Raw genomic sequence first — 26,922 nt, 5'->3', positions numbered from 1 at the left:
CATATATTCATAATGAAATGCAATGATAGGGAAGAGTACAGCGAACTAGTTCTTCAGAGAGGAAACCATTTGGTGGGAGGTTTCTAGAATATAGAGTTGGAATGTCGCCCTTGAGCAGTGACTTCGAAAGCTTTTTGCGAATAGAAGTTACCGGATGATCCGTTATCTTTTTTAAGTGTGTCAGATAATTTTCTGTATTTCTGACAAAAAAAGGTGGTACCGCGAATTTAACTCCATTCGTCCTTTTCAAGGATGAGTGGAGTTTTTTATTTTACATAAAATTTAGAGGAGATGAAACGAATGGAAACAACACAAAAATCATTATCAACAAAGTATGATCCAAGTTTAGTTGAAAAAGATCGTTACCAATTTTGGTTAGATGGAAAGTTTTTTGAAGCTCAAGTAGAATCAGAAAAACCGAAATATACTATCGTAATCCCACCACCTAATGTAACAGGAAAATTACACTTAGGGCATGCTTGGGATACAACACTTCAAGATATCTTAACGCGTACAAAACGTATGCAAGGCTTTGATGTTTTGTACCTTCCTGGTATGGATCATGCTGGTATTGCTACGCAAGCTAAAGTTGAAGCTAAGTTACGTGAAGAAGGCTTATCAAGATATGATTTAGGTCGAGAAAAATTCTTAGAAAAAGCATGGGAGTGGAAAGAGGAATATGCTTCTCACATTCGTTCTCAATGGGAAAAAATTGGATTAGGCTTAGACTATTCTCGTGAGCGTTTTACTTTAGATGAAGGTTTATCTGATGCGGTAAAAGAAGTATTCGTAAAACTTTATAATAAAGGTTTAATCTACCGTGGTGAATACATCATCAACTGGGATCCAGCGACAAAAACTGCTTTATCAGATATCGAGGTAATTTATAAGGATGTTCAAGGTGCATTCTACCATATGCAATATCCTTTAACTGATGGATCTGGAAAAATTCAAATTGCAACTACTCGTCCTGAAACAATGCTAGGTGATACTGCGATTGCTGTACATCCAGAAGATGAACGCTACAAAGCAATGATTGGTAAAACGGTTATGTTACCAATCGTAAATCGTGAAATACCAATTATCGCTGACGAATATGTAGATATGGAGTTTGGTACTGGTGTAGTAAAAATAACTCCTGCACACGATCCTAATGATTTTGAAGTTGGTAACAGACATGATTTACCGCGCATTCTTGTAATGAATGAAGATGGTACGATGAACGAAAAAGCTGGAAAATACAATGGTATGGACCGTTTTGAATGTCGTAAACAAATTGTTAAAGATTTACAAGAGATGGGTGTACTTGTTGAAATCGAAGAGCACATGCATTCAGTAGGTCATAGCGAACGTAGTGGAGCAGTAGTTGAGCCGTATTTATCAACACAATGGTTTGTAAAAATGCAACCATTAGCGGATGCTGCAGTTGCATTACAAAACTCTGATGACAGTGTAAAATTTGTTCCAGATCGATTTGAAAAAACTTATCTTCGTTGGATGGAAAATATTCGCGATTGGTGTATTTCTCGTCAATTATGGTGGGGACACAGAATCCCAGCTTGGTACCATAAAGAAACTGGCGAAATTTATGTAAATCAAGAGCCACCAGCTGATATTGAAAACTGGAATCAAGATAATGACGTTTTAGATACTTGGTTTAGTTCAGCTCTATGGCCATTCTCAACACTTGGTTGGCCAAATGAAGAAAGTAAAGATTTCCAAGCTTACTTCCCAACAAATGTTTTAGTAACAGGTTATGATATTATTTTCTTCTGGGTATCTCGAATGATTTTCCAAGGAATCGAGTTTACTGGTCAACGTCCTTTTAATGATGTATTAATTCATGGACTAGTACGTGACGAACAAGGTCGTAAGATGAGTAAATCACTTGGTAACGGGGTTGACCCAATGGATGTTATCGAGAAATACGGAGCGGATTCATTACGTTATTTCTTAACAACAGGAAGTGCACCAGGTCAAGATTTACGCTTTAGTATTGAAAAAGTAGAAGCTACTTGGAACTTTGTAAATAAAATTTGGAACGCTTCTCGATTTGCTTTAATGAATATGGAAGGTTTCACATATGAAAATATTGATTTAACGAAAGAAAAATCTGTTGCAGATGAATGGATTCTAACTCGTTTAAATGAAACGATTGAAAGTGTAACATCTTTAATTGATCGTTATGAATTTGGAGAAGTTGGCCGTGTACTTTATAACTTCATCTGGGATGATGTTTGTGACTGGTATATTGAAATGGCTAAAATTCCATTATACGGTGACAACGAAGATGCGAAAAATATGACTCGTTCAGTTCTAGCACATGTGTTAGAAAGCACGATGAAGCTTTTACATCCATTCATGCCATTCGTAACTGAAGAAATTTGGCAATCTTTACCTCATAAAGGTGAGTCAATTACAGTTTCTGCTTGGCCAACAGTTAAGGAAGAATTAACAAATAAAGCGGCTTCTGAAACGATGAAAATTTTAGTTGAGCTTATTCGTTCAGTTCGTAATATTCGCGCTGAAGTAAACACACCTATGAGCAAGAAAGTTCAACTGATGATTTCTGCTAAAGATGAGAATATTGCAGCTGCATTAGAAGAAAATCGTTCTTATATCGAACGTTTCTGTAATCCAGAAGAATTAACAATTTCTACAAACTTAACTGCACCTGAGAAATGTATGTCAGCAGTAATAAGTGGAGCAGAAATTTACCTTCCTCTTGAAGGATTAATTAACTTAGATGAAGAGAAAAAACGTTTAGAAAAAGAATTAGAAAAATGGACTAGTGAAGTTGAGCGTGTTCAAAAGAAATTAAGTAATCAAGGATTTGTAGCGAAGGCTCCAGAAGCAGTAATTGAAGAAGAACGTCGTAAAGAAAAAGACTATCTTGAAAAACAAGAATCTGTAAGAGCTCGTATCGCTGAATTAAGTAAATAAAAAATTTAAGCGGGCTATGAAATTGACCGTAAAAAATTTGTAAGATAGAGAAACGACGAATTTAGTATCATACTGATTCGTCGTTTTTTTAAGATAAAGGTAGGGGTATCATGATTAATACATATGAAGAAGCATTAAATTGGATGCATAGTAGAACAAAGTTTGGAATTGTACCTGGGTTACAAAGAATGGAAGAAATGCTTGTTCGATTAGATAATCCACATCTTAGTGTTAAGGCAATTCATGTGGCTGGCACAAATGGAAAAGGATCAACAATCGCTTATCTTCAGAGCATCTTACTAGAAGCTGGATACAAAGTCGGTGCATTTACATCACCGTATATATTAGATTACCGTGAACAAATTATGTTCTGTGGTGAAATGATTACTGAAAATGAATTTATTCAATTAGTAAACCGAATGGTTCCAATCGTTGAAGAAGTTGAACAGTTGCCGTGTGGAGCACCTACAGAATTTGAAATTATTACAACAATGGCATTTTACTTCTTTGGAAAAGTAAAAGATAACGATTTATTTTTAGTTGAAGTAGGTTTAGGTGGGTTAGAGGACTGTACAAATGTGATGACACCACTAATTAGTATCATTACTAGCATTGGCCATGATCATGAACAAATCCTTGGTAAATCGATTGAAGAAATTACGATGCATAAAGCAGGAATTATCAAAAATGGAATTCCGATCATTACAGCTGAATTAAAAGAAGAATCACTAAACATTATTCGAAATATGGCGATAAAGAATGGGGCAGATTATTTCGAGTACGGAAAGGAATTTTTTAGTACACCAGTTAAAACCGAAAATACAGAAAGATTTAATTTCCTGGGAATCGGTAAAACCATCGAGAATGTTGAACTTACAATGCTTGGACAGCACCAAGTTAGGAATGCATCATGTGCAATTTTGGCGGTTCAGTTATTACAAAAAGTATATGGAATGGATATTAGTGAAGAAAATATAAAAAGAGGATTAAAGATAGCACAAAAAGCAGGTAGATTAGAAAAAATAGCTTCAGATCCAATAATTTATATTGACGGAGCACATAATGTAGAAGGAATTAAAAGTTTAGTAAATACGATTCATCATCATTTTCATGATAAAGAAATAACAATCATATTTTCTGCTTTAAAGGATAAAAACGTTAGTGAAATGGTAAAAGAATTACGAGAAATGACAGATAATATAATCATGACAACGTTTGATTTCCCTAGAGCGATGGGCGATGATGATTTAATAGCTAGTGCTAAAGAACTGGATTTAAGGTACGAAAGTGATTTTTATACTGCGATTGATAAGAATATAAAAAAAATTCAAAAAAATGGGATTTTATTACTAACTGGTTCTTTATATTTTATCTCAGATGTGAGACAATATTTATTAACAAAATTCGATTAGAATGGGTATAAGGAGGGGGATCTAATCATGGTAAGTAAGCAGAGTAATAGGTTAATTTGGATTACTTGGATCATTATTATGCCTATCATATTTTATTATGCAAATATGATTAGCCCCCTTGGACATATTGAGAGCTCGAATTTTTACATTATTATCGGCTTATTCTTAATTGTTGCGAATATGCCAATTAAAATTAATGATGCGACCTTTTCTTTTATTATAGGGATTTCAATTTTAACATTTTTAACTTATGGTTTATTTGCTGAACTCTTAATAAGTCAACTAGCATATGCTTTTTTATACATTAGAATAAGTATTACGAAGAAAACGTTGTATCGAATGCCACTTAATTCAATGATGTTTGCAATTTGTTCGGTCGGGAGTGCACTATTTTTTGATTTAGTTGGTGGGAAAATTGCTCCGAGTGGTACGAAAGAAGTTTTGAGTATTTTAATTCCTATATTCGTTTATACTCTTGCATCTTTTTGGATAAACCAAATTATTATTTATTTTGTAACCGTATATTTATATAAAAGAGAAATGAATATATTGAATAGAGAATTTAAATGGGATCTTTTTATCTCTTTGTTAATGTATCCAATTGGAATAAGTCTTTATTTAATGCTTGAAACGAAAGGGTACATCACTTTATTCTACATAGCAATTTATTATATTATCTTAATGATTATTTTAAATTCTTTATCTTCTGCACTAAATATGAATAAGTACTTAAAACAAACAATGAAAATTAGTCAAAAGATGTCACAAAGAATGGAAGAAGAAGAAGTTATTGACGAGTTTTTTGACCAATTAACATCATTGATTCCAGTTTCGAATGGCATGTTGTTTTTAGTAAAAGACAATTCGCTAGAATTAAAACGATATTTTCGAAATAAACCGGACGAAAAAACATTTAGTTCCCCAAATTTTAATTTATTTGAAGGATCAATTTCAGAAAAAGTATTTCAGGACAAAAAAGAATACATTTTTAATCGTCGTTCACAATGGTTTACAAATGACCACTTGAAATATATGGATGCAGAAAGTTTATTATCAATTCCAATTATAAAAAACCAAGAGGTAATTGGTGTACTTTCAATTGCTTCAGAACAAAAAAATGCTTATAAAAAATATCAAGTTGTAATGGTAGAAATTTTAGCATTATACTTAGCGATTGCTATTGAAAATGCAAGATTTTATTTAGAGACGAAAATAAAAAGTGAGATTGATTCTTTAACTGGGTTATATAATTTTCAATATCTCGAATCTAAAATTAAAAATGAATTTGTCCGTTTAAAAACATTTGAAATTAAGTCAATTTCTTTACTATTAATTGATTTAGATTATTTTAAAAGAGTAAATGATCAATATGGGCATCAGGCTGGAAATGAAGTGCTAATCGAAGTCGCTCAAAGAATTAAAAAAGTAGTTGGTGATAAAGGCTTAGTTGCACGTTTCGGTGGAGAAGAATTTTCCGTATTGCTTGAAAACTTTAGTGATAATGAAACATACGTGATTGCTGAAGAAATAAGAACAACACTTGAAAATGTTCCTTTCTCTGTTACAAACCACATGACGAACGTAGACCAACAAGTTTGTTTAACAATAACAGCTAGTATCGGAGCAGCATTGGCACCAAATGTTGCAACCGAACCAACAGATTTGATTAGATGCGCTGACAGAGCAATGTATACTGAAGCAAAAAATGCAGGAAGAAATAAGGTTGCACTATATAGCAAGTAAAACATCAGCGATGCTGATGTTTTTTTATTTAGGAAAGGTGAAATTTAATGTAATTTTTTGTTGCACGATACATGCTTGCCCTCGACAAATGTCGGCGAGTTTTTTTGAAATTGTGTGTTAGTATTTTTTTACGTTTTAAAATAAAGTAGTAGGAGGATTCAAATGGACAAGTCCTCAAAAATATCAATTAAAATTAATGGTGAGGAAAAGGAATTTAAAGAAGGTGCTACGACACCTCAGGATCGTGTAGAAAAAAACGAAGAATTTGGATGGGTTTTACCAACACCAGACGGAATAGGGAAAAAAGTGATTGTACTGGATGATGTGAAAAAGAAGAAAAATAAACCAGTTGAAAAATTAAAGAAGCCGAAAAAGAGGATCACATTTTTCTCTAAGAAATCTCCTTCTAAAAGTATTATTATTTCTATTATTAGTGCAAGCTTAATAGGTATTTGTTTTGGATTTGTTTTTTTAGGAATATTTAAACAATCAAAACCGGATGCTTTAAGCCCAACTAATAAAAGTGAATTAGTGTCAGGAACTGTTTCACAAGGCCAAGCAAAGATTCCACTAGTTAAATTTGATTTAGCACAAGTTGGAATGTTTAAAAGTATGGAGTCTGCAAAGAAAAATGTAAAAGAAGTTTCTTCATTAGGCTATTCACCGATCATTTACGAAAAAAATAATGCTTATTTTGTAGTGATTGCTTTGAGTGGAAAAGATAGTACTTTTCTTGCCGATGAGGTCAAGAAAAAATTAAAAAGTGCTTATTTAAAAGAAGAGACCGTAGCTGGGGAAGATTATAAAGGTCCTAAACATTCAGTTGATATGTATAAAGCAGAGGTTGAAACATTTAGTTTTATGCTATCATACCTAACTCAAAAAAATTATAATAACGAAAAACAACTTGAACAAATTAGTTCTACGATGCTCATTTTAAGTAATCAAAAAGATTTTATAAAAAATAAGCAATTGTTAAAAGGGCTTAAAAACTTACAAAATATAGAAAAAGTACTGTCAACTAATAAAAAGGAAAGTCTTAATAAAGTAACTGAATCAGTTCAATCTGATATGTTATCTTTGTTTAAAATATTAAAAGAGCAAAAAAATACACTGACAAATTAATTTTGTTAGTGTATTTTTTGTTACAATGTGATTAATATAATTTAATCTTTTGTGGATGAAATTCACTTTAGTTTATTTGTATTTAATTAATTTTTTGCCATATTTGTATTGAAAATGCAAGTTTTATATCATAAAAATACTGAAAATGAAATTTTATTATTAGGGTATTTTAATACTTAACAAAACTTTCATTAATATTACATTTTAGTAACGAATATGCGACGAAAAGTGTTTTTTACTAATTTGTGTTATATTGGGTATCTAGGTAGGATGGAATTGTATCCTTCCTTTTAAAATTAAATAATAGGTGAATGAAATGAAAAAACTTATATTAGCCTCTGCATCTCCTCGAAGAAAAGAACTTCTTAGTATGTTAAATATCCCTTTTATTATTGAAACTAGTGATATTGAAGAAGTAATGGAGCAGAATTTGCAGTCTTCAGAAATTGTAATGAAATTAGCGGAAGAAAAGGCAATGGATGTATCGAAAAAATTTCCAGATGCTGTTGTAATCGGTGCTGATACAATCGTAACTTATAATGATAAAAAGCTAGGTAAACCTTCATCAAACGAAGAGGCATTTGCCATGTTAAAAATGTTATCTGGTAATACGCATGAAGTTTATACAGGTGTTTCAATTATTAATGAAGGGAAAAGCAGTTCCTTTTATGTGTGTACTCAAATTACTTTCAGTGATTTAAGTGATCAAGAAATAATTGATTATATCAATACAAAAGAACCGATGGATAAAGCCGGTGCATATGGTATTCAAGGATATGGTGGTACATTCGTAGAGAAAATAGACGGCGACTATTACTCTGTTGTTGGACTTCCAATCAATAAAGTTAAGAAAAAACTTAATGAGCTACATTTTTAACGATTGATTTGAGGTGGTACCATGGTAACAAATTCGTTCCTCATTAAGGATTATCCAAAAGAAGAGCGTCCTAGAGAGCGATTAATGAAAGATGGTCCCGGTAGTTTATCAAACCAAGATTTACTTGCGATTTTATTAAGAACAGGGACTAAAAATGAATCTGTTTTACAAATATCGAATCAGCTTTTATTAAAATTTGATGGATTAAGATTGTTAATGAACGCGTCTATAGAAGAAATATCTAATATTAAAGGAATCGGTGAAGCGAAAGCTGTACAATTAATTGCTGCCTTTGAATTAGGAAAAAGAATAAATAGACTTCAATATGACGAAAGATTTATTATAAAAAGTCCAGAGGATTGTGCAAAATTTATGATGGATGAAATGAGATTTCTTGAACAAGAACACTTTGTATGTTTATACTTAAATACGAAAAATCAAGTTCTTGCTCGTGAAACTATTTTTAAGGGAAGTTTAAATGCTTCAATTGTTCATCCACGAGAAATTTTTAAAGAAGCTTTTCGAAGATCTGCAAGCTCAATTATTTGTCTTCATAATCATCCAAGTGGAGACCCAACGCCAAGTAGAGAAGATATTGAAGTAACTAAGCGATTAGTCGAATGTGGAAAAATTATTGGAATTGAATTACTAGACCACATCATAATTGGTGAACATAAGTATGTCAGTTTAAAAGAAAAAGGTCATGTTTAGGGTGTTCATTAGTAGCTAATTGTTTTATAATGTAAGTTATGGATAAAAACCTGTTATTTACTAACGATAATAAAATATAGTATAGATACTTTAAATATGAATTTAAGTTGTACGTCTTAGAAAGGAAGATACATATGTTAGGATTAGGCGGATTTACACGTGATTTAGGAATAGACTTAGGTACTGCAAATACTTTAGTCTTTGTAAAAGGAAAAGGAATTGTGGTGAGAGAACCTTCAGTAGTTGCTCTGCAAACTGATACAAAGCAAATTGTTGCTGTAGGTAATTCGGCAAAAAATATGATTGGTCGTACACCAGGTAATGTTGTTGCAACTAGACCAATGAAAGATGGAGTAATTGCTGACTTTGAAACAACTGCTACAATGATGAAGCATTATATTCATCAAGCACAAAAAAGTAATGGATTTTTCTCACGTAAACCTTATGTAATGGTTTGTGTACCTTCAGGCATTACTGCGGTAGAAAAAAGAGCAGTTATTGATGCGACTAGACAAGCCGGGGCTCGTGATGCATTTTTAATTGAGGAACCATTTGCTGCAGCAATTGGTGCTAATTTACCAGTAATGGAACCAACAGGAAGTATGGTTGTAGATATCGGTGGAGGTACTACTGAAGTAGCTATTATTTCACTAGGAGGAATCGTAACAAGTCAATCGATTCGTACTGCTGGTGACGATATGGACGAAGCGATTATGCAATACATTAAGAAGAACTATAACTTAGCGATCGGGGAACGCACAGCCGAGCATTTAAAGCTTGAAATTGGTTCTGCAATTAAAACTGATATTAATGAAAAAATGGATATCCGTGGCCGTGATTTAATTTCTGGTTTACCAAAAACAATTACAATTTATGGTGAAGAAATTGCGAATGCATTAAGTGATACTGTAGCAGCGATTGTTGAATCAGTTAAAAATACATTAGAAAAAACACCACCTGAATTAGCAGCTGATATAATTGATCGTGGAATTGTTCTAACTGGTGGTGGAGCACTTCTTCGCAATCTTGACAAAGTAATAGCTCAAGAAACAAATATGCCTGTTATTGTTGCGGAAGACCCTCTTGATTGTGTTGCGATTGGTACAGGTAAAGCATTAGACAACATTGATATTTTCAAAAAGAATTATTCTTCTAATTCTTATCGCTAAGATAAAGTTGAATAGATGATAAAATTATAGTTATCTTATAATTAAATACATCAAAAAAGTTCTTTAATAAGAAAATTAGTAAAAATGTGTAATCCTCACTATAATTAGTGAGGATTACACGCATGAATTCGTTTGAATAAAAAGTTGAAATGTTATAAGAGGGTGTAAGAATGCCACAATTTTTTCAAAATAAACGTTTAATGATCGTCTTGGCTGCTATTATCTTACTAGTGGCACTTCTAGGTTATTCTTTAAGAAATAACAGAAACCTTTCAATTCCTGAGCAGTTTATTAAAGATACTGTAAGTCTGACTGAAAAAGTATTTAATAAACCCGCACAAATTATTGCGGGTTTCTTTAATAACATTGCGGATTTAAAAGATACATATGACGAAAATCAAGTTTTAAAGAGTAAACTTGATAAGTATGTAGAATTATCTGTTCGTGAGAAGGCTTTAGAAAAAGAAAATAAAGAATTAAAAGATATGATTGGAATCGAAAAAAGTCTTAGTGATTATGATACATTTCAAGCAACTGTTACAATTAGAGATCCGGATAAATGGCAACAAATCATTACGATTGATAAAGGGTCTTTAGGTGGAATTGAGAAAGAAATGGCAGTTATTACTTCTAAAGGCTTAATTGGAAAAGTAAAGAATGTTTCTAAATTTTCATCGACAGTTCAGTTGATCAGTTCATCAGATCGAACAAATCGAATTTCTGCAAAAATTCAGCAAAAAGATACTGTATTTGGTTTGATCGAAGGGTATGATGTTGAGAAACAAGCTTTATTATTCAAACGAATTCCTTCAAATGCAAAAGTAAAAAAGGGTCAAATTGTTGTAACATCAGGTTTGGGTGGCGTTTTTCCAGATGATCTACCAATTGGAAAAGTTGAGGAAGTTGTTCCAGATGAACATGGATTAACTCAAACAGCTTATATAAAACCACAAGCAGATTTTAATGATATTAACCATGTTATCGTTGTTAAGCGTACAATTGATGAGCAAAAGAAAGGAGAGTAGAGAGTAGATGAGTAAGTATGGTTTACCTCTCCTTTTAACGATACTATTTATATTGGAAAATATATATGTTTCAACAGTATCGCCAAACATTCTTGGGCATCAAGCGATAATTGTTCCACATTTTTTATTTTTTGGTTTATTATTTATTACACTGTACTATAACCCAAACAAAGCGCTTATATATGGGGTCATTTTTGGGTTAATTTATGATATTGTTTATACAGAGATTATCGGCATATATTTAGCTGCTTTTCCACTTTTTATCTTTTTAATAAGTCAAGCAATGAAAATACTTTATGCAAACTTATTTGTACGAAGTATACTTGTTTTAATATGGACTGCAGCATTAGAATATTTAGTATACGGATTAAATGCTTTATTTGGTTTTACAAATATAAATAATACTTACTTTATAAATCATCGATTATTTCCGACATTATTACTGAATGCACTCTTTGTATTAGTTTTTGCATATCCTTTTTCATCATTATTAAGAACAATTCGTGAAAATAATGAGGAAAAATAAAGGATTTTTCGGGTGCATGTCGAATTATACATTCGGGGTGAACACTTATCATGGAACAGAGGCAACAATATGTTACAATTAAAGGAACAAAAGATGGTCTAACACTGCACCTCGATGATACATGTTCTTTTCAGATTTTAGTAGATGAAATTGAAGAAAGACTGTCTACCCACTTGTTTGAGAGCAATGATCGTCCATTACTTGCAGTTCGTTTAAAAATAGGAAATCGATTTTTATCGCCCGAACAAGATGAAATAATTCGTTCTATTGTTCGAAAAAAGAATAATCTTGTAGTCGATACAATTGAAAGTAATGTAATTTCAAGGCAAGAAGCTTTGGAATGGTTAAAGAGGGAAGAAATTGTACCTATTTGTAGAATGGTAAGATCCGGTCAAATTCTCCAAGTGAAAGGTGATTTACTGTTAATCGGTGATGTTAACCCAGGTGGAACTGTTATTGCGGGTGGAAATATCTTTATTATGGGTGCGCTTAAAGGCACTGCTCATGCCGGTTATAATGGTAATCAGGAGGCAGTCATTGCGGCATCAATAATGAGACCAATGCAGTTGAGAATTTGCAGCATAATGAACAGAGCACCGGATCATTATGGTGATGAAGGCAATGAAATGGAATGCGCATATATAAACGAAGATAACCAAATCATTGTCGATCGCATTCAATTTCTCACTCATCTTAGACCTAGTTTGACAAGGTTAGAAAGGGGCATGATGTAACTGTGGGAGAGGCTATAGTAATTACATCTGGTAAAGGTGGAGTTGGTAAAACAACTACATCAGCAAATTTAGGAACAGCTTTAGCAATGTTTGGTAAAAAAGTGTGCTTAATTGACACAGATATCGGTTTACGAAATTTAGATGTTGTAATGGGATTAGAAAATCGCATTGTCTATGATTTAGTAGACGTTATTGAAGGTCGCTGTAAAACACATCAAGCACTTATAAAAGACAAACGTTTTGAATGCTTATATTTATTACCTGCTGCGCAAACAAGTGATAAAACTGCTGTTTCTCCTGAACAAATGAAAGTGCTTGTTGATGAATTGAAAAAAGACTATGATTATATATTAATAGACTGCCCTGCTGGCATTGAACAAGGATATAAGAATGCTGTAGCTGGAGCAGATAAAGCGATAGTTGTCACAACACCAGAAATTTCTTCAGTTCGCGATGCAGACCGTATAATTGGTTTATTAGAGCAAGAGGATATTGAACCTCCTAAACTAGTAATTAACCGTATTAGAAGTCATATGATGGAAAATGGTGATAGCCTAGATGTTGATGATATTACTTCAACATTAGCTGTCGATTTAATCGGTATTGTTCAAGATGATGAAAACGTTATTAAAGCAACTAATAGCGGTGAACCTGTTGCAATGAATCCGAATTCGAAAGCTTCTATAGCATATAGAAATATTGCTAGAAGAGTACTTGGTGAATCAGTACCATTGCAATCATTAGAAACAGAAAAGAGTATCTTCTTTAAAGTAAAAAAATTATTTGGTATTCGTTAACACTTCGTCAGATGACGAAGTGTTTTTTCTTTTCTATTACACTCGATAGACCTTGTTTTACATTTCTAATTATCTACTCATAAGTTGTCCATTCAACACATATAAATGAAATAACAAGATTGTGAGGAGAGGTGACACTTTGAGTAAGCGCGTTGATGATATTAGAAAACGGATTGCAAAACGGCGTGAGCTGGAGGAAAAATGGGGTCATCCAAATCAATTGATGACCAAATTTCCTGTTAAAGAAACACAAAACAATGAGGGCGGTTACACTTATACTTATGATGATTTAGTAGAAGAACAAGGAAAGAAAGTGGTCAATAACTCTAACTTTATATTTAGGAGTTTATTGAGTGCGATTATTGTACTTGCTTTAGCGATTATTTTAAAAAGTAACTCACCTTTATCATCTGAAGTAAAGAACGGTTTAACGAAAGTTTATGATAATGAATTCCAATTTGCTGCATTACAAAAGTGGTATGAAGATCGGTTCGGCTCACCTCTTGCTTTTTTACCTAAATTAAATGATAAAACCAACATTGCCGGAAATGACAATTATGCTATTCCTGCAAGTGGCAAAGTATTGCAAAGTTTTAAAACGGACGGACAAGGTATATTAATTCAAACTGAAGCAAATCAAAAAGTAGAATCGATAAAAAAGGGTCGAGTCATATTCGTAGGTCAAAAAGACAATTTAGGTAACACTGTTATTATTCAACACGATGACGGGTCCGAATCTTGGTACGGGAAATTAGGTGCAATTAACGTAAAAATGTATGACGAAGTAAGTAGTAAAAAAGTTATTGGTACTGTATCTTCTAATAATGAAGGGAATTTAGGTACTTATTATTTTGCTATTAAAATGGGGGAAAAATTTATTGATCCGAAAAAGGTGATTCCATTTGAATAAATGGCTAATACTTCCTTCGAAAATATCAGTTCATCCACTGTATTTACTAATTGCATGTATTGGGATATTGACTGCAAACTTTTGGTCCGTTTTATTTGTAACGATTATTATCTTCTTCCATGAATTAGGCCATGCTATCGCTGCGACGTTTTTTGATTGGAGAATAAACAAAATTACATTATTGCCGTTCGGGGGAGTTGTGGATCTGGATGAGCATGGTAATAGACCGACTTATGAAGAATTTATTGTTACAATCTCGGGACCAATCCAACATTTAACTTTATTTATAATCGCTAAGTTTTTATTTCAATTGAACTTTATGCCCGAAAATTTATATTCTCTTTTTATTAGTTTCAATGTTAGTATTCTTTTCTTTAATTTATTACCTATATGGCCATTAGATGGTGGAAAGCTAATTTATCAGCTTTTTTCAGTAATTTTTCCATTCGTAAAAGCTCATCAATATAGCTTATATTCTTCATTTATATTTTTAGTCTTAAGTTCAATTATTACATTATTAATCCAGCCAACGAATATTACAATTTGGGTCTGTTTACTATTTTTAATGGTTTCATTATGGGGCGAATGGAAAAACAGGCATTTTGTTGTGATTCGTTTTTTAATGGAACGATTTTACGGAAACAAACAATATATTCAAAAAATCAAATCAATTTCATTAACAAAAGAAACAAAATTATTTCAAGTGTTTTCAAATTTTCAAAAGGGATATAAGTATAATGTCGTCTTTTCATTGGATCGAAAAACTCAACAAATGCTAGATGAAAATGAATTATTACATGCATATTTTACAGAGAAAAAAGCAACCCACTCTCTTGAAGAGCTAATAGGATAAAGTAAATATAAAAAAAGATGGCTTGGACATAGGAGCCAACTTCTAATTTTATGTTTACCAATAAACAACAAAGAGAAAAGAATGTCGGATTCTTTTTTCAACAGCATGAAAAAGATGGCTTCAACATAGAAGTCATCTTTTTTTGTGAATTCAATTTCGTTTACACGTACCATGAAGAGTCTTTTGGTACGTAGTCATAGTAATACAAAACATTAGGTAATCTCTTTTGGTTTATTATATCAGCTGAAATTCTTCTGCCCCATTCATCGTCCTCACCATAACTAATATTAAGAAATTTATGTGCAGAGGCGATTTTTTTCGAATAGCACATTAAATGATTAGGTTTTCGATAATAATACTTTTCATCTTCACCATGTTCGAACTCTTTGCCATATTTGCAAACCTTTGAAAATTGGTTGTTAAAATTTACTAAAACGTCAAAGACAATACAATCAACATTTGGAGTTTTATGAATAGCAGAGCATAAGGATGAAACATAATTTGATTCGATGCGATCATCATCATCTACAAATACAACAAAATTACCTTTTGCTTGTTCGATTAATATATTTCTTTTATCACCAATTGTTCTTTTTTTATTTTCTAAAAGTACTAATATTTCAACTGGATGTGATTCACATTGCTTTTCTAATTCATTTATCATTCGATTTAAAAAGCTCATCCGTTCAGGTACAGTTGGAATAAGTATGGATAGAAGAATATCCAAAATATCACTCCTAATAGATTTCTATTCAAGATGAATGATTTTACTATAGTATTCAAGCTTTTATTTTATTGTGACCTTACATTTTGCTTAACTTAATTACTTGGATAGAGATTAACTAGCTTTTTTCAATTTTAATGAATAAAATGATAGTTATTATACATAGTTAGGAAGATGAAATTGAAGAAAGTGATTATGAATGTTAAACATTCAGAAAAAAGAATAGCTGTAACTGAGGATGATCAGTTAGTCGAATGGTTTTCTTCAGCGGACAAAAATACTCATGTAGGAAATATTTATATAGGACAAGTCCAGGAAGTTTTGCCGAAATTAAATGCGGTTTTTGTAAATATCGGTTTAAATAAAAATGGATTTATGAGATTTGAAGATACTGTTGAAGGAAAAGAGTTTGAAAATAGCACAGAGGATAATATAAGAAAAGTATTTCAAAAAGGTCAATATATATTAGTTCAAGTAATAAAAGATGCATTTGATGAGAAAGGCCCAAAATTAACAAATAATCTTGAGTTTTCTGGTGATTATGTTGTCTATTTACCACTTACTAAACAGGTAGCTGTATCGAATAAAATTAAAGGGGAGTCAAAGCGAAATAAATTTTATTCATTAGGTAGAGAGAATACGAGTGGCAATGAAGGGATCATATTTAGGTCTTCATGTGAAAATACGAATCCGAACGAAATTTTAAATGAATTAAATAGCTTTCAAACTGTATATGAGTCGCTAAGAAATCAAAATTTAAAAAAGATCACTTGTGTTTGGGAAGCAAATTCATTGTTTACGAAATTTTTTAAATTACATCCTAAAAATACAATTAGTGAAATTATGATTGATGATTTAATTTCTTACAAAAATTATTTACCATCAGAAATTAAAATTACTGGTTATAGAGGGATCGAAAATATTTTTGTAACGTACAAAATAGAGGAACAAATCGAAAAATCATTTAAACCGATTGTATGGCTTAAAAATGGTTCTTTCCTAATCATTGAGCGGACTGAAGCAATGACCGTTATTGATGTTAATACGGGTAAGTTTAGTGGTAAACATAATCGTGATGAAACTGTATTCCAAACAAATCAGTTTGCTGCAATTGAAATCGCACGTCAACTAAGACTTAGAGATATTGGTGGAATGATCGTAATTGATTTTATTAATATGAAATCGAGTGATATGCAAAAAAATATCTTTGATTTATTAAAAGAATCGTTTAAAAATGATCGAGCAGTTACGAAGCTATTTGGATTTACAGATTTAGGATTATTTGAACTGACTAGAAAAAGAACAGCGCATTCACATATTGAAGCAACGCACCAAAAGTGTCTAGAGTGTAATGGTAGTGGCCTTGTAAAAAACACTGTACAAATTGTTTTCGAGCTTGAAAGAGAGCTTTGGGAAGTTTCTACTAGTGATATAGAGGCAATACTGATTGAATGTAGTGATGATGTGGCAAAGGCTTTGAATGGCGAACAAAATGAACATCTACAAAGACTTGAAAAAGCAATGTTTATAAAAATATTTTTAAAAACGACAACCTCAAAAAAGCCATTTTATGATATTGTTAGAACCGGGACTCAGAATGAAATAACTAGCTATTTAGAAAAGAGTTTGAAGATGAAGTAGTTATTGACATTCGACATATGTCATGGTAACATCATAATGTTATTGTTTGTAGCGCACCCGTGCTACAACCGCACATAGTAGGTATTAAACTGCTATATGGCATGCCTATTTATGGCGAGTCTTAGACTATTGAGGAGGTGCAATTATGTACGCAATTATTGAAACTGGTGGTAAACAAATCAAAGTTGAAGAAGGTCAAGCGATTTACATCGAAAAACTTGATACTAACGCAGGTGAAACTGTAACATTCGACAAAGTTTTATTCGTAGGTGGCGAAAACATCAAAGTTGGTAGCCCAACTGTTGAAGGTGCTACTGTAACTGCAAAAGTTGAAAAGAACGGTAAAGCTAAAAAGATCCTTGTATTCAAATACAAATCTAAAAAGAACTACCGTCGTAAGCAAGGTCATCGTCAACCTTACACTAAAGTTGTTATCGAAAAAATCAACGCTTAATTTTAAGTAATGACTAAAATAACAATTGAACGTTTAAAAGATGGACGTATAAGTTCCTTTAAAATAAGTGGACATGCATTTTTTTCTGATTACGGCACTGACATTGTTTGTGCAGGTTTATCAGCAGTTTCTGTAGGAACTGTAAATGCACTGGAAGCAATTTGCAATATTGATTCTGAATCACAAACGGTTATTGATGAAGAGAAAGGTTTCTTGAAGTATCAATTGCCCGTGAATATAAATGATGATACTATGCAAAAAGCGCAACTTATCCTTGAAGCGATGATCGTATCTTTACAAACTATCGCTGCAAGTTACGGTGACTATGTCACTATAAACGAGTAAAACAGGAGGTGTAACCATGTTAAAATTAAATCTTCAGTTATTTGCTTCTAAAAAGGGAGTAGGTAGTACTAAAAACGGTCGTGACTCAATGTCAAAACGTCTTGGCGCAAAACGTGCTGACGGACAATTCGTAACTGGTGGTTCAATTCTTTACCGTCAACGCGGCACTAAGATTTACCCAGGTGTAAACGTTGGTCGTGGTGGAGATGACACATTATTTGCGAAAGTTGATGGCGTAGTTAAATTCGAACGTTTAGGCCGTGACCGCAAACAAGTAAGTGTATACCCTGTAGCTCAAGAAGCTTAAGAAACTAACTTAGAAACTCTAACCTTTTAGGTTAGAGTTTTTCTGTACATAAGATGATGTTTCTTACGAATTGCTTTTCATAAGACTCTTTTATAAAAGATTGCCCTATTAGTTTGATTACTATAAATTTCTGATGAAAAAGCAACCTCTCAAACAAAATGCTCCGTGACTCGAGCATTTATTAGATAAACACTGGTTTGAGATTTTCAAAAAATGATTTATCAAATGCCGAGTTTTCTATATTATTTACCTTCATATAATCGAAAAATGTAAACCTATAGGAGATAACAATGCAGGAGAAATGGGACGTTCTAGAGGTATTAAGACATTCACGTCATGATTGGTTAAATCGAATTCAATTAATAAAAGGATATATGTCCATAGGACAAACAGAACAGCTTGAAGAAACATTGACAAAAATAGTCGCTGATTCTTTAAATGAAGCGAAAATATGTTCATTACAAATTCCAATGTTTGCGGAATTTATAATTACGTATAACTGGAAGCCTCGAACAATTGTACTAGATTATGAAATTTTAGGAGAACCATGTTCGCTTGAAAATTTAGACGGATTGATGACAGATTGGATTCAAAATTTTTTAGAAAAACTAGAATCTTGGGTACATATTTATGAGGAAAATTTTGTCAGTTTAACAATTGAAATAAATGATAAAACAGTTAGTTTCTTTTTTGACTTCAGAGGTAAACTAACTAAGAAAGAAGATATGCTGAAGTGGATTGTTTCGTCATCAAATGACAGTTCAAAGATTCGAATGATGTCATATTTTTGTGAAACAGAAGAATGTAGTATTGAATTTAAAATGGAAAAATAAAGAGTGGTGGATTTATGTTTATTGATCAAGTCAAGATATATGTAAAAGGTGGCGACGGTGGTAACGGAATGGTAGCCTTCCGTCGTGAGAAATATGTACCAAAGGGTGGACCAGCTGGTGGTGACGGTGGTAAAGGTGCCAATGTTGTATTTAAAGTAGACGAGGGCCTTAGAACATTAATGGATTTCCGTTATAAGCGTCATTTTAAAGCGGATCGTGGTCAACATGGTATGTCAAAAAATCAACATGGTAAAAATGCAGAAGATATGATTGTAAAGGTACCACCTGGAACGATTGTAACGGATGCTGATACTGGTGAATTAATAGCTGACCTTACGATGGATGGTCAAACAGCTATTATTGCAAGAGGAGGCCGCGGAGGTCGCGGAAATAGCAGATTTGCTTCTCCTGCAAATCCTGCTCCAGAAATTGCTGAAAATGGTGAACCTGGTAAGGAACGTAATATTAAACTTGAACTAAAAGTACTGGCTGATGTTGGATTAGTAGGCTTCCCAAGTGTTGGTAAATCAACATTATTATCTGTTGTCAGCTCTGCTAGACCGAAGATTGCTGAATATCACTTTACAACAATTGTACCGAATTTAGGTGTTGTAGAAACTGAAGATAATCGTAGTTTCGTAATGGCGGATTTACCTGGATTAATTGAAGGAGCACACCAAGGTGTTGGATTGGGACATCAATTCTTACGTCATATCGAAAGAACACGTGTTATCGTACATGTAATCGATATGTCTGGTTTAGAAGGTAGAGACCCATATGACGATTACTTAACAATTAATCAAGAGTTAAAAGAATATAACTTACGTCTAACAGAACGTCCACAAGTAGTTGTTGCAAATAAAATGGATATTCCAGAAGCTGAGGAAAACTTAGCTAAATTTAAAGAACAAGTTGGAGATGAAGTTCAAATTTTTCCAATTTCTGCAGTAACACGTCAAGGTTTACGTGATTTATTATTTACTGTAGCGGATTTAGTTGAAACAACTCCTGAATTCCCACTTCATGATGAAGAAGAAGATAAACCATTACGAGTTCTTTATAAATATCAAAAAGAAGAACCAACGTTTGAAATTACTCGTGAAAGTGATGGAACATTTGTCGTTAAAGGTGAAGAGCTTGAGAAGATATTTAAAATGACAAACTTTGAACGTGAAGAATCCATTCGTCGATTTGCACGTCAAATGCGTGGTATGGGTATCGATGAAGCATTACGTCAACGTGGTGCTAAAAATGGCGATATCGTTAAAATTTCTGAATACGAATTCGAATTTATCGATTAAGTTTCATAAAAAAAAGGTAAGCAAAATGATGCTTACCTTTTTTTATTAGTTAAATAATTGGAAAACCAAAAGATCAAATCCCTTAAATTCAGGATTAAGGAAACAAGCTTTGAATGGTTTATCCTAATCTCTGTCATTCCTGCTTTTCCTGCCCTCAAGGCATCTCTACTAAAATTCCTTCATTTTTTAATTGCTTTAGCGCACTTTCAATCTGTTGCTCACTATCTGCTTCAATTGTGTGGAGGTGCGTTCCATTTGTTAAATTAGAAAGAGGTGAAGATTGTGTTTCTTCCATTTTTTGAAGAAATAGGTTTATATCATAACGATTTGTAATTCGAAGCTGTGCAGTAATGTATCCATAAACAGGATGTTCAACCATTACATCTTTAATTGTTACACCATGATCAACTAGAATTTCTAATTCTTTTTGTGTTTGATCAGCCGAATGGTGACAAATGATTACTTTTTGAACTTTATTCGTGTTTTTATTAGGGTGGATATAAATATATCCTTGTGCTGTTGCCAAGATTGGTTCGTTTTTAGCCTTTAAAAGTGTTATATCACCAACGACCACTTGACGACTAACATTTGCTTTTTTAGCTAAAGAACTTCCTGATAAAGGTAATTCGGATTCCTTTAACCATTGCAAAATTTTATTTCTTCGTTCTTCTCCTAAAAGTTTTTTATTCATTGTCAATTCCTCTTTTAGTAATTTTGTTTAATAATTAATTTTAGTACATTTGAAAGTTGGATTAAATCATTTTCTGTTGTATGTTTGCCAATTGAAATTCTAAAAAATTGTTTAGCTTCATGTTCATTTCTACCAATCGCAAGCATCGTTTCGGAAGGTTTTTGCATACCGATTGCGCAAGCACTGCCTGTTGAAATGGCGAATTGATGTCGATTACATTCTAACATAACAAATTGACCTTCAAGACCGATAATCCTCATTCCAATTATATTAGGGATACAGTCTTCATCGGAACTTTCAAAACTTAAGAGATGTTGAACATCATGTAGATGAGCTTTTAAAATCTTTTTTAAAGAGTGATATCTATCTTGATCTTCGTTTCTATTGCTAATTATATGCCCTGCTGCCGTTACAAATGAAGCTATTGCAGGAACGTTAACAGTTCCTGGACGAATCCCACTTTCATGAGAAGTTCCTGGATAAAGTGGTTGGCAAGACAGTCTAGGGTTTAAATAAAGTGCTCCAACACCTTTTGGACCATATAATTTATGACTCGAAATACTAATACTTGAGAGTTCTGATTTGAAAACATCAATTTCAATTTTTCCAAATGATTGTACGCAATCACAATGAAGTAAAATATTATGAGATTTAAATAAATTTGCGATTTCGTTAATCGGTTGGACTGCTCCAATTTCAGAATTTACATGCTGAAAAATGCCTAAAACAGTATCTTTACGAATGGCATTTTCAATTGTCTCTAAAGAGATAATCCCCTTGTTTGTAACAGGCAAATAAGTAACTTCATATCCTTTTTCTTCCAGTACTTGCAAATAATTACCGATTGAAGAATGCTCTAATGAAGTTGTCAAAATATGTTTCCCGTCTTTTTTTGTACTTTTTAAAAGGGTTTGGATTGCAAGTAAATTTGATTCCGTCCCTCCACTTGTAAAATAGATTGAAGCTGGGCTAGCATTTATAAAATTCGCTAATTGCTTACGGCAAGCTTCCAATAAAAGTGATGCTTTTGAGCCGATATCATGTAAACTTCGCTCATTTCCGTAATAATTTTTAGAGGCAGTTACAAATGTTTCGAGTGCTTCCTCACTCATTGGTGTTGTAGCAGCATAGTCTAAATAAATCAATTTGTGGCCTCCCTATAAACACATTCAAAAAAAATTTCTTGTCATTAGTTTAATTATATGTAAATATAGGTGTCAAGACAGCTTTTTTGTAAATAAGATAAAAGTTAAATAGATGTACTGAAGATGGAGGAGGGCAACTATGCGAAACGCAGATGTTGTCATTATTGGCAGTGGGATTGCTGCTTTAATGGCTGCTGAGAAAATTTGTCAGTCTAAAAATGTGATTCTATTCACAAAGAAAAAAATTTGGGATAGCAATTCAATGCTAGCGCAAGGTGGAATTGCTGCAGTAATGTCTGAGGACGATTCCTGGGAACTTCATAAACAAGATACGCTTGAAGCGGGTTGTAATGTAAATAATATAGAGGCTGTAGAAGAGTTAGTTAAAAATGCAACAAATTCTATGAAAGATCTTATTTCATTCGGTATGGAATTCGATAAAGATAAAAATGGTCAGTTCCATCTTGGAAGAGAAGGGGCACATCGTAAAAATAGAATTTTGCATTCTGGTGGAGATGCTACAGGTAAACATTTAGTTGAAACTGTTTATGATCGATTGAAAGATAAAGTAACAATCATTGAAAATGAAATGGCAATTGACTTAATCATTCAAGATGGTAAATGTACAGGTGTACACACTCTTAATGAATTAGGAGAATTAAAATCTTATTTTGCAAACACGACACTCCTTGCTACTGGTGGAATCGGAGCAATGTATCAATTTAGCTCTAATAATACCTCAATAACCGGAGATGGAATTGCTATGGCTTACCGTGCTGGATGCGAGATGGCAGATTTAGAGTTTATCCAATTTCATCCTACAATGCTTTATATTAATGGAGAATGTAAAGGTCTAATATCTGAGGCCGTCAGAGGAGAAGGAGCTTTTCTAGTAACTAAGCATGGCCGACGCATTATGAAAGGGCTCCATCCTTTTGAAGATTTAGCACCAAGAGATGTGGTAAGTAGAGCGATTTTTAATGAAATGCATAAAGGTGAAGAAATTTATTTATCGATTGAAATGATTGAAGGATTTGAAAAGCGTTTCCCAACAATTACGGCTAATCTTAATAAAAATGGAATTGATATTAAAAAAGGGTTGATTCCTGTAGTTCCAGGTGCACATTTCCACATGGGTGGAGTAAAGACATCTGCAAACGGAGAAACAACTATTCCAGGAGTGTATGCAGTAGGTGAAGTTGCTTGTACTGGTGTTCATGGAGCAAACCGACTAGCAAGTAATTCTTTATTAGAAGGGATTGTGTTTGGTAAAAAAGTTGCCAAAACGATTGCTGAGCTACCGAAAGTGCCAACGGATAAGAATCAAGTGAAATACATGATACCAAGGTTCAGAACTTTACCACCAAGAGATGAAATTAAAGAAAAAATGATGAAATACATTGGAATTGTAAGGAATGAAGAAGATTTAAGAAAAGCAATCGAATATTTTTCTAGCTTCATAGAATCGAAAACATTAGAGTCTCGGCCAATGAACAAAGAAGAATTAGAAAGATACAATATGCTAATTACTGGAAAGTTAATTGCAGAAGCGGCTTTAAAGAGAAAAGAAAGTATTGGCTCACATTTTATAGAATATATCGATCAACCAGCTAATATTTGAGGAGAGAAAAGTATGAATACATTAAAAGCTAAAAAAATGATTGAGCAATTTTTGTTAGAGGATATTGGAGAAGGTGATCTATCATCTATTCATATTTTCCCGATGCATGAACGTACTACTGGAAAAGTACTTGCAAAAGCAGATGGGGTAATTGCTGGAACTGAATTAATTGAAATAACATATAAATTGCTTCATGAAGATATTACAGTAACCCTGCATGTAAAAGATGGAGAGTCTGTACAAGCGGGCCAACTACTTGCAGAAGTAGAAGGTCCAGTTCAAGTGTTATTATCTGGTGAAAGAGTCATGCTTAACCTTTTACAAAGAATGAGTGGGATTGCGACGCTTACTTCAAAAGCAGTTGAAACACTTAACGATGAGCGAATTAAACTAGTCGATACAAGAAAGACGATGCCTGGGCTACGATTATTTGATAAATACGCAGTAACTTGTGGTGGCGGAGCTAATCATCGATTTGGCTTATATGATGCCGTGATGCTAAAGGATAATCATATTGCATATGCAGGTTCAATAAAAAATGCAGTTGATTCATTAAGAAATAAATTAGGACATATGGTCAATATTGAAGTTGAAACTGAAAATAAAGATCAAGTACTTGAAGCAATTGAAGCTGGCGCGGATGTCATTATGTTTGATAATCGAACACCAGATGAAATAAAAGAATTTGTTAAGCTTGTACCAGAAACGATCGTAACGGAAGCATCTGGTGGCATTACTTTAGATAATTTAGCAAGCTTTCAAAACTGTGGAGTAAACGTAATTTCTTTAGGATGTTTAACACATTCAGCAAAAGCATTAGATATAAGCTTCTACTTGTAATAAAGAAGGGAATGGAGTGGGAATAATGAACGTTTTAGATATGATACAAAAAAATGAGGGATATCAAATTCCTGATGAATACTATACATTATCAACTGAAGAAATGGAGAAAAGAGTAAGAGATATTAAAGAAAGACTAGGAGATGCTCTTTTCATTCCTGGTCATCATTATCAAAAAGAAGAAGTAGTCGTTTTTTCAGATTCAACAGGTGACTCTCTTCAACTAGCTCAAGTAGCTGCTAATAATAAAAAAGCAAAATATATTGTATTCTGCGGAGTTCATTTTATGGCTGAAACTGCTGATATATTAACCGAAGATGATCAGGTCGTTATTTTACCTGATATGAGAGCGGGTTGCTCAATGGCAGATATGGCTGATCATCATCAAACTGATCGTGCATGGGTTGAATTACAGAAGCTTTTTGGAGATACAATTTTACCTTTAACATATGTTAATTCAACGGCTGCAATTAAAGCATTTGTTGGAAGAAATGATGGAGCTACCGTAACTTCTTCAAATGCTAAAAAGGTTGTATCATGGGCTTTTACTCAAAAAGAACGTATATTATTCCTTCCTGATCAACATTTAGGTAGAAATACAGCTTACGATTTAGGAGTTCCATTAGAGCATATGGCGATTTGGAATCCAATCACTGACACTTTAGAATATGATGGCGACGATGTTAACAATATAAAAGTAATTCTTTGGAAAGGGCACTGCTCTGTTCATGAGAATTTTACAGTTAAAAATATTGAGAACGTGAGAAAGAACCATCCAGATATGAGAATAATCGTGCATCCTGAATGTTCTAGGGAAGTAGTTGCAGCAAGTGATGATAATGGGTCAACTAAATATATTATTGACCAAATTGAAGCAGCTCCTTCTGGAAGTAAATGGGCAATAGGAACTGAGATGAATCTTGTTCAAAGAATAATTAAAAATCATCCTGATAAAGAAATCATTTCATTAAATCCGTATATGTGTCCTTGTTTAACGATGAATCGTATCGATTTACCACATTTATTATGGTCATTAGAAAATATCGAAAAAGGTACAATTCAAAATATTATTTCAGTTGATAAGCAAACTGCTAAAGATGCAATAAAAGCATTAGACAAAATGCTTGAACTTGCTTAAAAAATTATTTGATTATTGTCGATAATTACCTAAAATTTTTTATTAGATCACTTTTGTAAAGCTAGTCAAAATTAAACTTAGAAATTAATTTAAAGTCATTTAGTTCATTTGAGCTAAATGACTTTTTTATAGAAAAAACAAGAAAAAAGTAAATAGTTACACAAGCTTACACACTAGATTTTAAATTTCATCCTATCATAAATATAAATATTCAGACATACATTGTTGTGAGGTACTAATGTACAATCCAACGTAGAGGCAATTGGTCAGGAGGGGAAAAGGTGAGAATTCACATAGTTCAAAAGGGCGATACCCTTAAGAGCATTGCTCAAAAATATAACATCGACTATGAAGAATTAGTTAAATTAAATGCCCAAATAAGTAATCCAGATATGATCTATCCTGGCATGAAAATAAAAGTGCCGGAGAAGAGGAAAGAAAAACAAGCTCCTTTAGGGTCTCAAAAGGAAGTACAACTAGCTAAAGAACCTAAGCCTAGTATTAATGTGGAGGTAGAAGAACCCACAGCTGTGCAGCCAGTACCTGCAGTCGAACAACCAAAACCTGCTGTCCAACCAACGACTAAACCAGCTGATAATAATAATTTTAATATTAATGTTGAAGTTACACCAACTGTAAAACCTGTTATGCAAGTACCTATTCCACCTGCAAAACCGACTGTATCACCTGTAACAAATAATGCGAATCAACAAGTATCTCCTGTTCAAACTGGAAAACCAAATGCGAACATACCGCAAGTTGTTTCGCCAGTGACAGTTAAAAATCTAATAAATGAAAATATTTCAAATGTGAACATCAAGGGAGGACAAAACATGTCAGAGAAAAAGAACTACTTCCCAGGATCGTTAGTTTCTCCATCTACTAATCAACAAGTATCACCAGTACAAACAGGTAAACCGAATCAACAAGTATCACCAGTAGAAACAGGAAAGCCAAATCAGCAAGTATTACCTGTAGCAACAGATAAGCCAAACCAACAAGTATCACCAGTGGCAACAGGGAAGCCGAATATGCAAGTATCACCAGTAGCAACAGG

General features: G+C 33.0%; 26 protein-coding genes and 2 other annotated features. Of the genes, 23 read left to right on the top strand and 3 right to left on the bottom strand.

All coding sequences use genetic code 11. From position 1 onward, the window contains the following. Positions 1–13 precede the first annotated feature (13 nt). Positions 14–248: a binding site (T-box leader), on the top strand. Between the two features lie 52 nt (positions 249–300). From B7R67_RS05590 to B7R67_RS05530, 13 genes are all read left to right on the top strand, one after another. Further along, positions 301–2,943, top strand: a complete 2,643-nt coding sequence (locus B7R67_RS05590) for a valine--tRNA ligase (RefSeq protein WP_088068361.1) — start codon at positions 301–303, stop codon at positions 2,941–2,943. A gap of 110 nt (positions 2,944–3,053) precedes the next feature. After that, positions 3,054–4,355 carry a bifunctional folylpolyglutamate synthase/dihydrofolate synthase gene (locus B7R67_RS05585; protein WP_088068360.1) on the top strand — a complete coding sequence of 434 codons (1,302 nt, stop codon included), beginning with the start codon at positions 3,054–3,056 and terminating at the stop codon, positions 4,353–4,355. Between the two features lie 27 nt (positions 4,356–4,382). Next, complete coding sequence (locus B7R67_RS05580; protein ID WP_088068358.1) at positions 4,383–6,098, top strand: sensor domain-containing diguanylate cyclase; 1,716 nt, start codon at positions 4,383–4,385, stop codon at positions 6,096–6,098. A gap of 162 nt (positions 6,099–6,260) precedes the next feature. Next, the gene (locus B7R67_RS05575) at positions 6,261–7,223 is read left to right on the top strand and encodes a hypothetical protein (RefSeq protein ID WP_088068356.1); all 963 of its coding nucleotides are present in this window, start codon (positions 6,261–6,263) and stop codon (positions 7,221–7,223) included. Positions 7,224–7,539: 316 nt separating this feature from the next. After that, positions 7,540–8,100, top strand: a complete 561-nt coding sequence (locus B7R67_RS05570; RefSeq protein ID WP_088068354.1) for a Maf family protein — start codon at positions 7,540–7,542, stop codon at positions 8,098–8,100. A 21-nt stretch (positions 8,101–8,121) separates the two neighbouring features. Beyond that, complete coding sequence (gene radC / locus B7R67_RS05565; RefSeq protein ID WP_088068352.1) at positions 8,122–8,811, top strand: RadC family protein; 690 nt, start codon at positions 8,122–8,124, stop codon at positions 8,809–8,811. Positions 8,812–8,945: 134 nt separating this feature from the next. Then, a complete protein-coding gene (locus B7R67_RS05560) occupies positions 8,946–9,980 on the top strand; it encodes a rod shape-determining protein (protein ID WP_088068350.1) in 1,035 nt (344 codons plus the stop codon). 170 nt (positions 9,981–10,150) lie between these two features. After that, entirely contained in the window at positions 10,151–11,005 is an 855-nt protein-coding gene (gene mreC, locus B7R67_RS05555) for a rod shape-determining protein MreC (protein WP_088068349.1), read from the top strand. Positions 11,006–11,012: 7 nt separating this feature from the next. Further along, positions 11,013–11,531, top strand: coding sequence for a rod shape-determining protein MreD (gene mreD, locus B7R67_RS05550; RefSeq protein ID WP_088068347.1), 519 nt, complete (start codon positions 11,013–11,015; stop codon positions 11,529–11,531). A 47-nt stretch (positions 11,532–11,578) separates the two neighbouring features. Next, positions 11,579–12,265 (top strand): septum site-determining protein MinC, encoded by a 687-nt coding sequence (gene minC / locus B7R67_RS05545; protein ID WP_088068346.1) that lies wholly within the window; start codon positions 11,579–11,581, stop codon positions 12,263–12,265. 2 nt (positions 12,266–12,267) lie between these two features. After that, positions 12,268–13,062, top strand: a complete 795-nt coding sequence (gene minD, locus B7R67_RS05540) for a septum site-determining protein MinD (RefSeq protein ID WP_088068343.1) — start codon at positions 12,268–12,270, stop codon at positions 13,060–13,062. A 139-nt stretch (positions 13,063–13,201) separates the two neighbouring features. After that, a complete protein-coding gene (locus B7R67_RS05535; protein WP_235822100.1) occupies positions 13,202–13,972 on the top strand; it encodes a M23 family metallopeptidase in 771 nt (256 codons plus the stop codon). Next, positions 13,965–14,825 carry a M50 family metallopeptidase gene (locus B7R67_RS05530; RefSeq protein ID WP_088068341.1) on the top strand — a complete coding sequence of 287 codons (861 nt, stop codon included), beginning with the start codon at positions 13,965–13,967 and terminating at the stop codon, positions 14,823–14,825. Before B7R67_RS05535 ends, B7R67_RS05530 begins: the two co-directional genes overlap by 8 nt. A 160-nt stretch (positions 14,826–14,985) precedes the next feature. Here B7R67_RS05530 and B7R67_RS05525 read toward each other — a convergent pair whose 3' ends face one another. Further along, entirely contained in the window at positions 14,986–15,552 is a 567-nt protein-coding gene (locus tag B7R67_RS05525; protein ID WP_235822099.1) for a glycosyltransferase family A protein, read from the bottom strand. A gap of 186 nt (positions 15,553–15,738) precedes the next feature. Between B7R67_RS05525 and B7R67_RS05520 the strand changes: the two genes are divergently transcribed. The 6 genes from B7R67_RS05520 (at position 15,739) to obgE (ending at position 20,430) form a co-directional block, all read left to right on the top strand. Continuing rightward, positions 15,739–17,190, top strand: a complete 1,452-nt coding sequence (locus B7R67_RS05520; RefSeq protein ID WP_235822106.1) for an Rne/Rng family ribonuclease — start codon at positions 15,739–15,741, stop codon at positions 17,188–17,190. Between the two features lie 56 nt (positions 17,191–17,246). Continuing rightward, positions 17,247–17,322 (top strand) — a sequence feature (ribosomal protein L21 leader region). Positions 17,323–17,335: 13 nt separating this feature from the next. Beyond that, positions 17,336–17,644: a 50S ribosomal protein L21 gene (gene rplU / locus B7R67_RS05515; RefSeq protein WP_025672164.1), complete on the top strand. Its 309-nt coding sequence runs from the start codon at positions 17,336–17,338 to the stop codon at positions 17,642–17,644. Positions 17,645–17,653: 9 nt separating this feature from the next. Then, entirely contained in the window at positions 17,654–17,989 is a 336-nt protein-coding gene (locus B7R67_RS05510) for a ribosomal-processing cysteine protease Prp (RefSeq protein WP_088068334.1), read from the top strand. Between the two features lie 16 nt (positions 17,990–18,005). Then, positions 18,006–18,296, top strand: coding sequence for a 50S ribosomal protein L27 (gene rpmA / locus B7R67_RS05505; protein ID WP_025672162.1), 291 nt, complete (start codon positions 18,006–18,008; stop codon positions 18,294–18,296). A gap of 290 nt (positions 18,297–18,586) precedes the next feature. Beyond that, positions 18,587–19,129 (top strand): Spo0B C-terminal domain-containing protein, encoded by a 543-nt coding sequence (locus B7R67_RS05500; RefSeq protein WP_088068332.1) that lies wholly within the window; start codon positions 18,587–18,589, stop codon positions 19,127–19,129. Between the two features lie 14 nt (positions 19,130–19,143). Further along, positions 19,144–20,430, top strand: a complete 1,287-nt coding sequence (gene obgE, locus B7R67_RS05495) for a GTPase ObgE (RefSeq protein WP_088068330.1) — start codon at positions 19,144–19,146, stop codon at positions 20,428–20,430. 154 nt (positions 20,431–20,584) lie between these two features. On the opposite strand, the gene B7R67_RS05490 is transcribed toward obgE, so the two are convergent. Both B7R67_RS05490 and B7R67_RS05485 read right to left on the bottom strand, forming a co-directional pair. Beyond that, a complete protein-coding gene (locus B7R67_RS05490) occupies positions 20,585–21,121 on the bottom strand; it encodes a transcription repressor NadR (RefSeq protein WP_088068328.1) in 537 nt (178 codons plus the stop codon). Positions 21,122–21,135: 14 nt separating this feature from the next. Further along, complete coding sequence (locus tag B7R67_RS05485; RefSeq protein WP_088068326.1) at positions 21,136–22,266, bottom strand: IscS subfamily cysteine desulfurase; 1,131 nt, start codon at positions 22,264–22,266, stop codon at positions 21,136–21,138. A 139-nt stretch (positions 22,267–22,405) separates the two neighbouring features. Between B7R67_RS05485 and nadB the strand changes: the two genes are divergently transcribed. The 4 genes from nadB to safA form a co-directional block, all read left to right on the top strand. Then, positions 22,406–23,887 (top strand): L-aspartate oxidase, encoded by a 1,482-nt coding sequence (gene nadB / locus B7R67_RS05480; protein ID WP_088068324.1) that lies wholly within the window; start codon positions 22,406–22,408, stop codon positions 23,885–23,887. Between the two features lie 12 nt (positions 23,888–23,899). After that, positions 23,900–24,727, top strand: coding sequence for a carboxylating nicotinate-nucleotide diphosphorylase (nadC, locus tag B7R67_RS05475; RefSeq protein WP_088068322.1), 828 nt, complete (start codon positions 23,900–23,902; stop codon positions 24,725–24,727). Between the two features lie 25 nt (positions 24,728–24,752). Then, positions 24,753–25,865 carry a quinolinate synthase NadA gene (gene nadA / locus B7R67_RS05470; protein WP_088068320.1) on the top strand — a complete coding sequence of 371 codons (1,113 nt, stop codon included), beginning with the start codon at positions 24,753–24,755 and terminating at the stop codon, positions 25,863–25,865. A gap of 281 nt (positions 25,866–26,146) precedes the next feature. Then, a partial coding sequence (gene safA, locus B7R67_RS21875) for a SafA/ExsA family spore coat assembly protein (protein WP_142289523.1) occupies positions 26,147–26,922 on the top strand: 776 nt, incomplete at its 3' end.

Source organism: Gottfriedia luciferensis (assembly GCF_002156865.1).
GTDB classification, from domain to species: domain Bacteria; phylum Bacillota; class Bacilli; order Bacillales; family Bacillaceae_G; genus Gottfriedia; species Gottfriedia luciferensis.
Note: the sequence above shows the minus strand (reverse complement) of the source record. Positions and strands in the feature narration are given on the sequence as shown.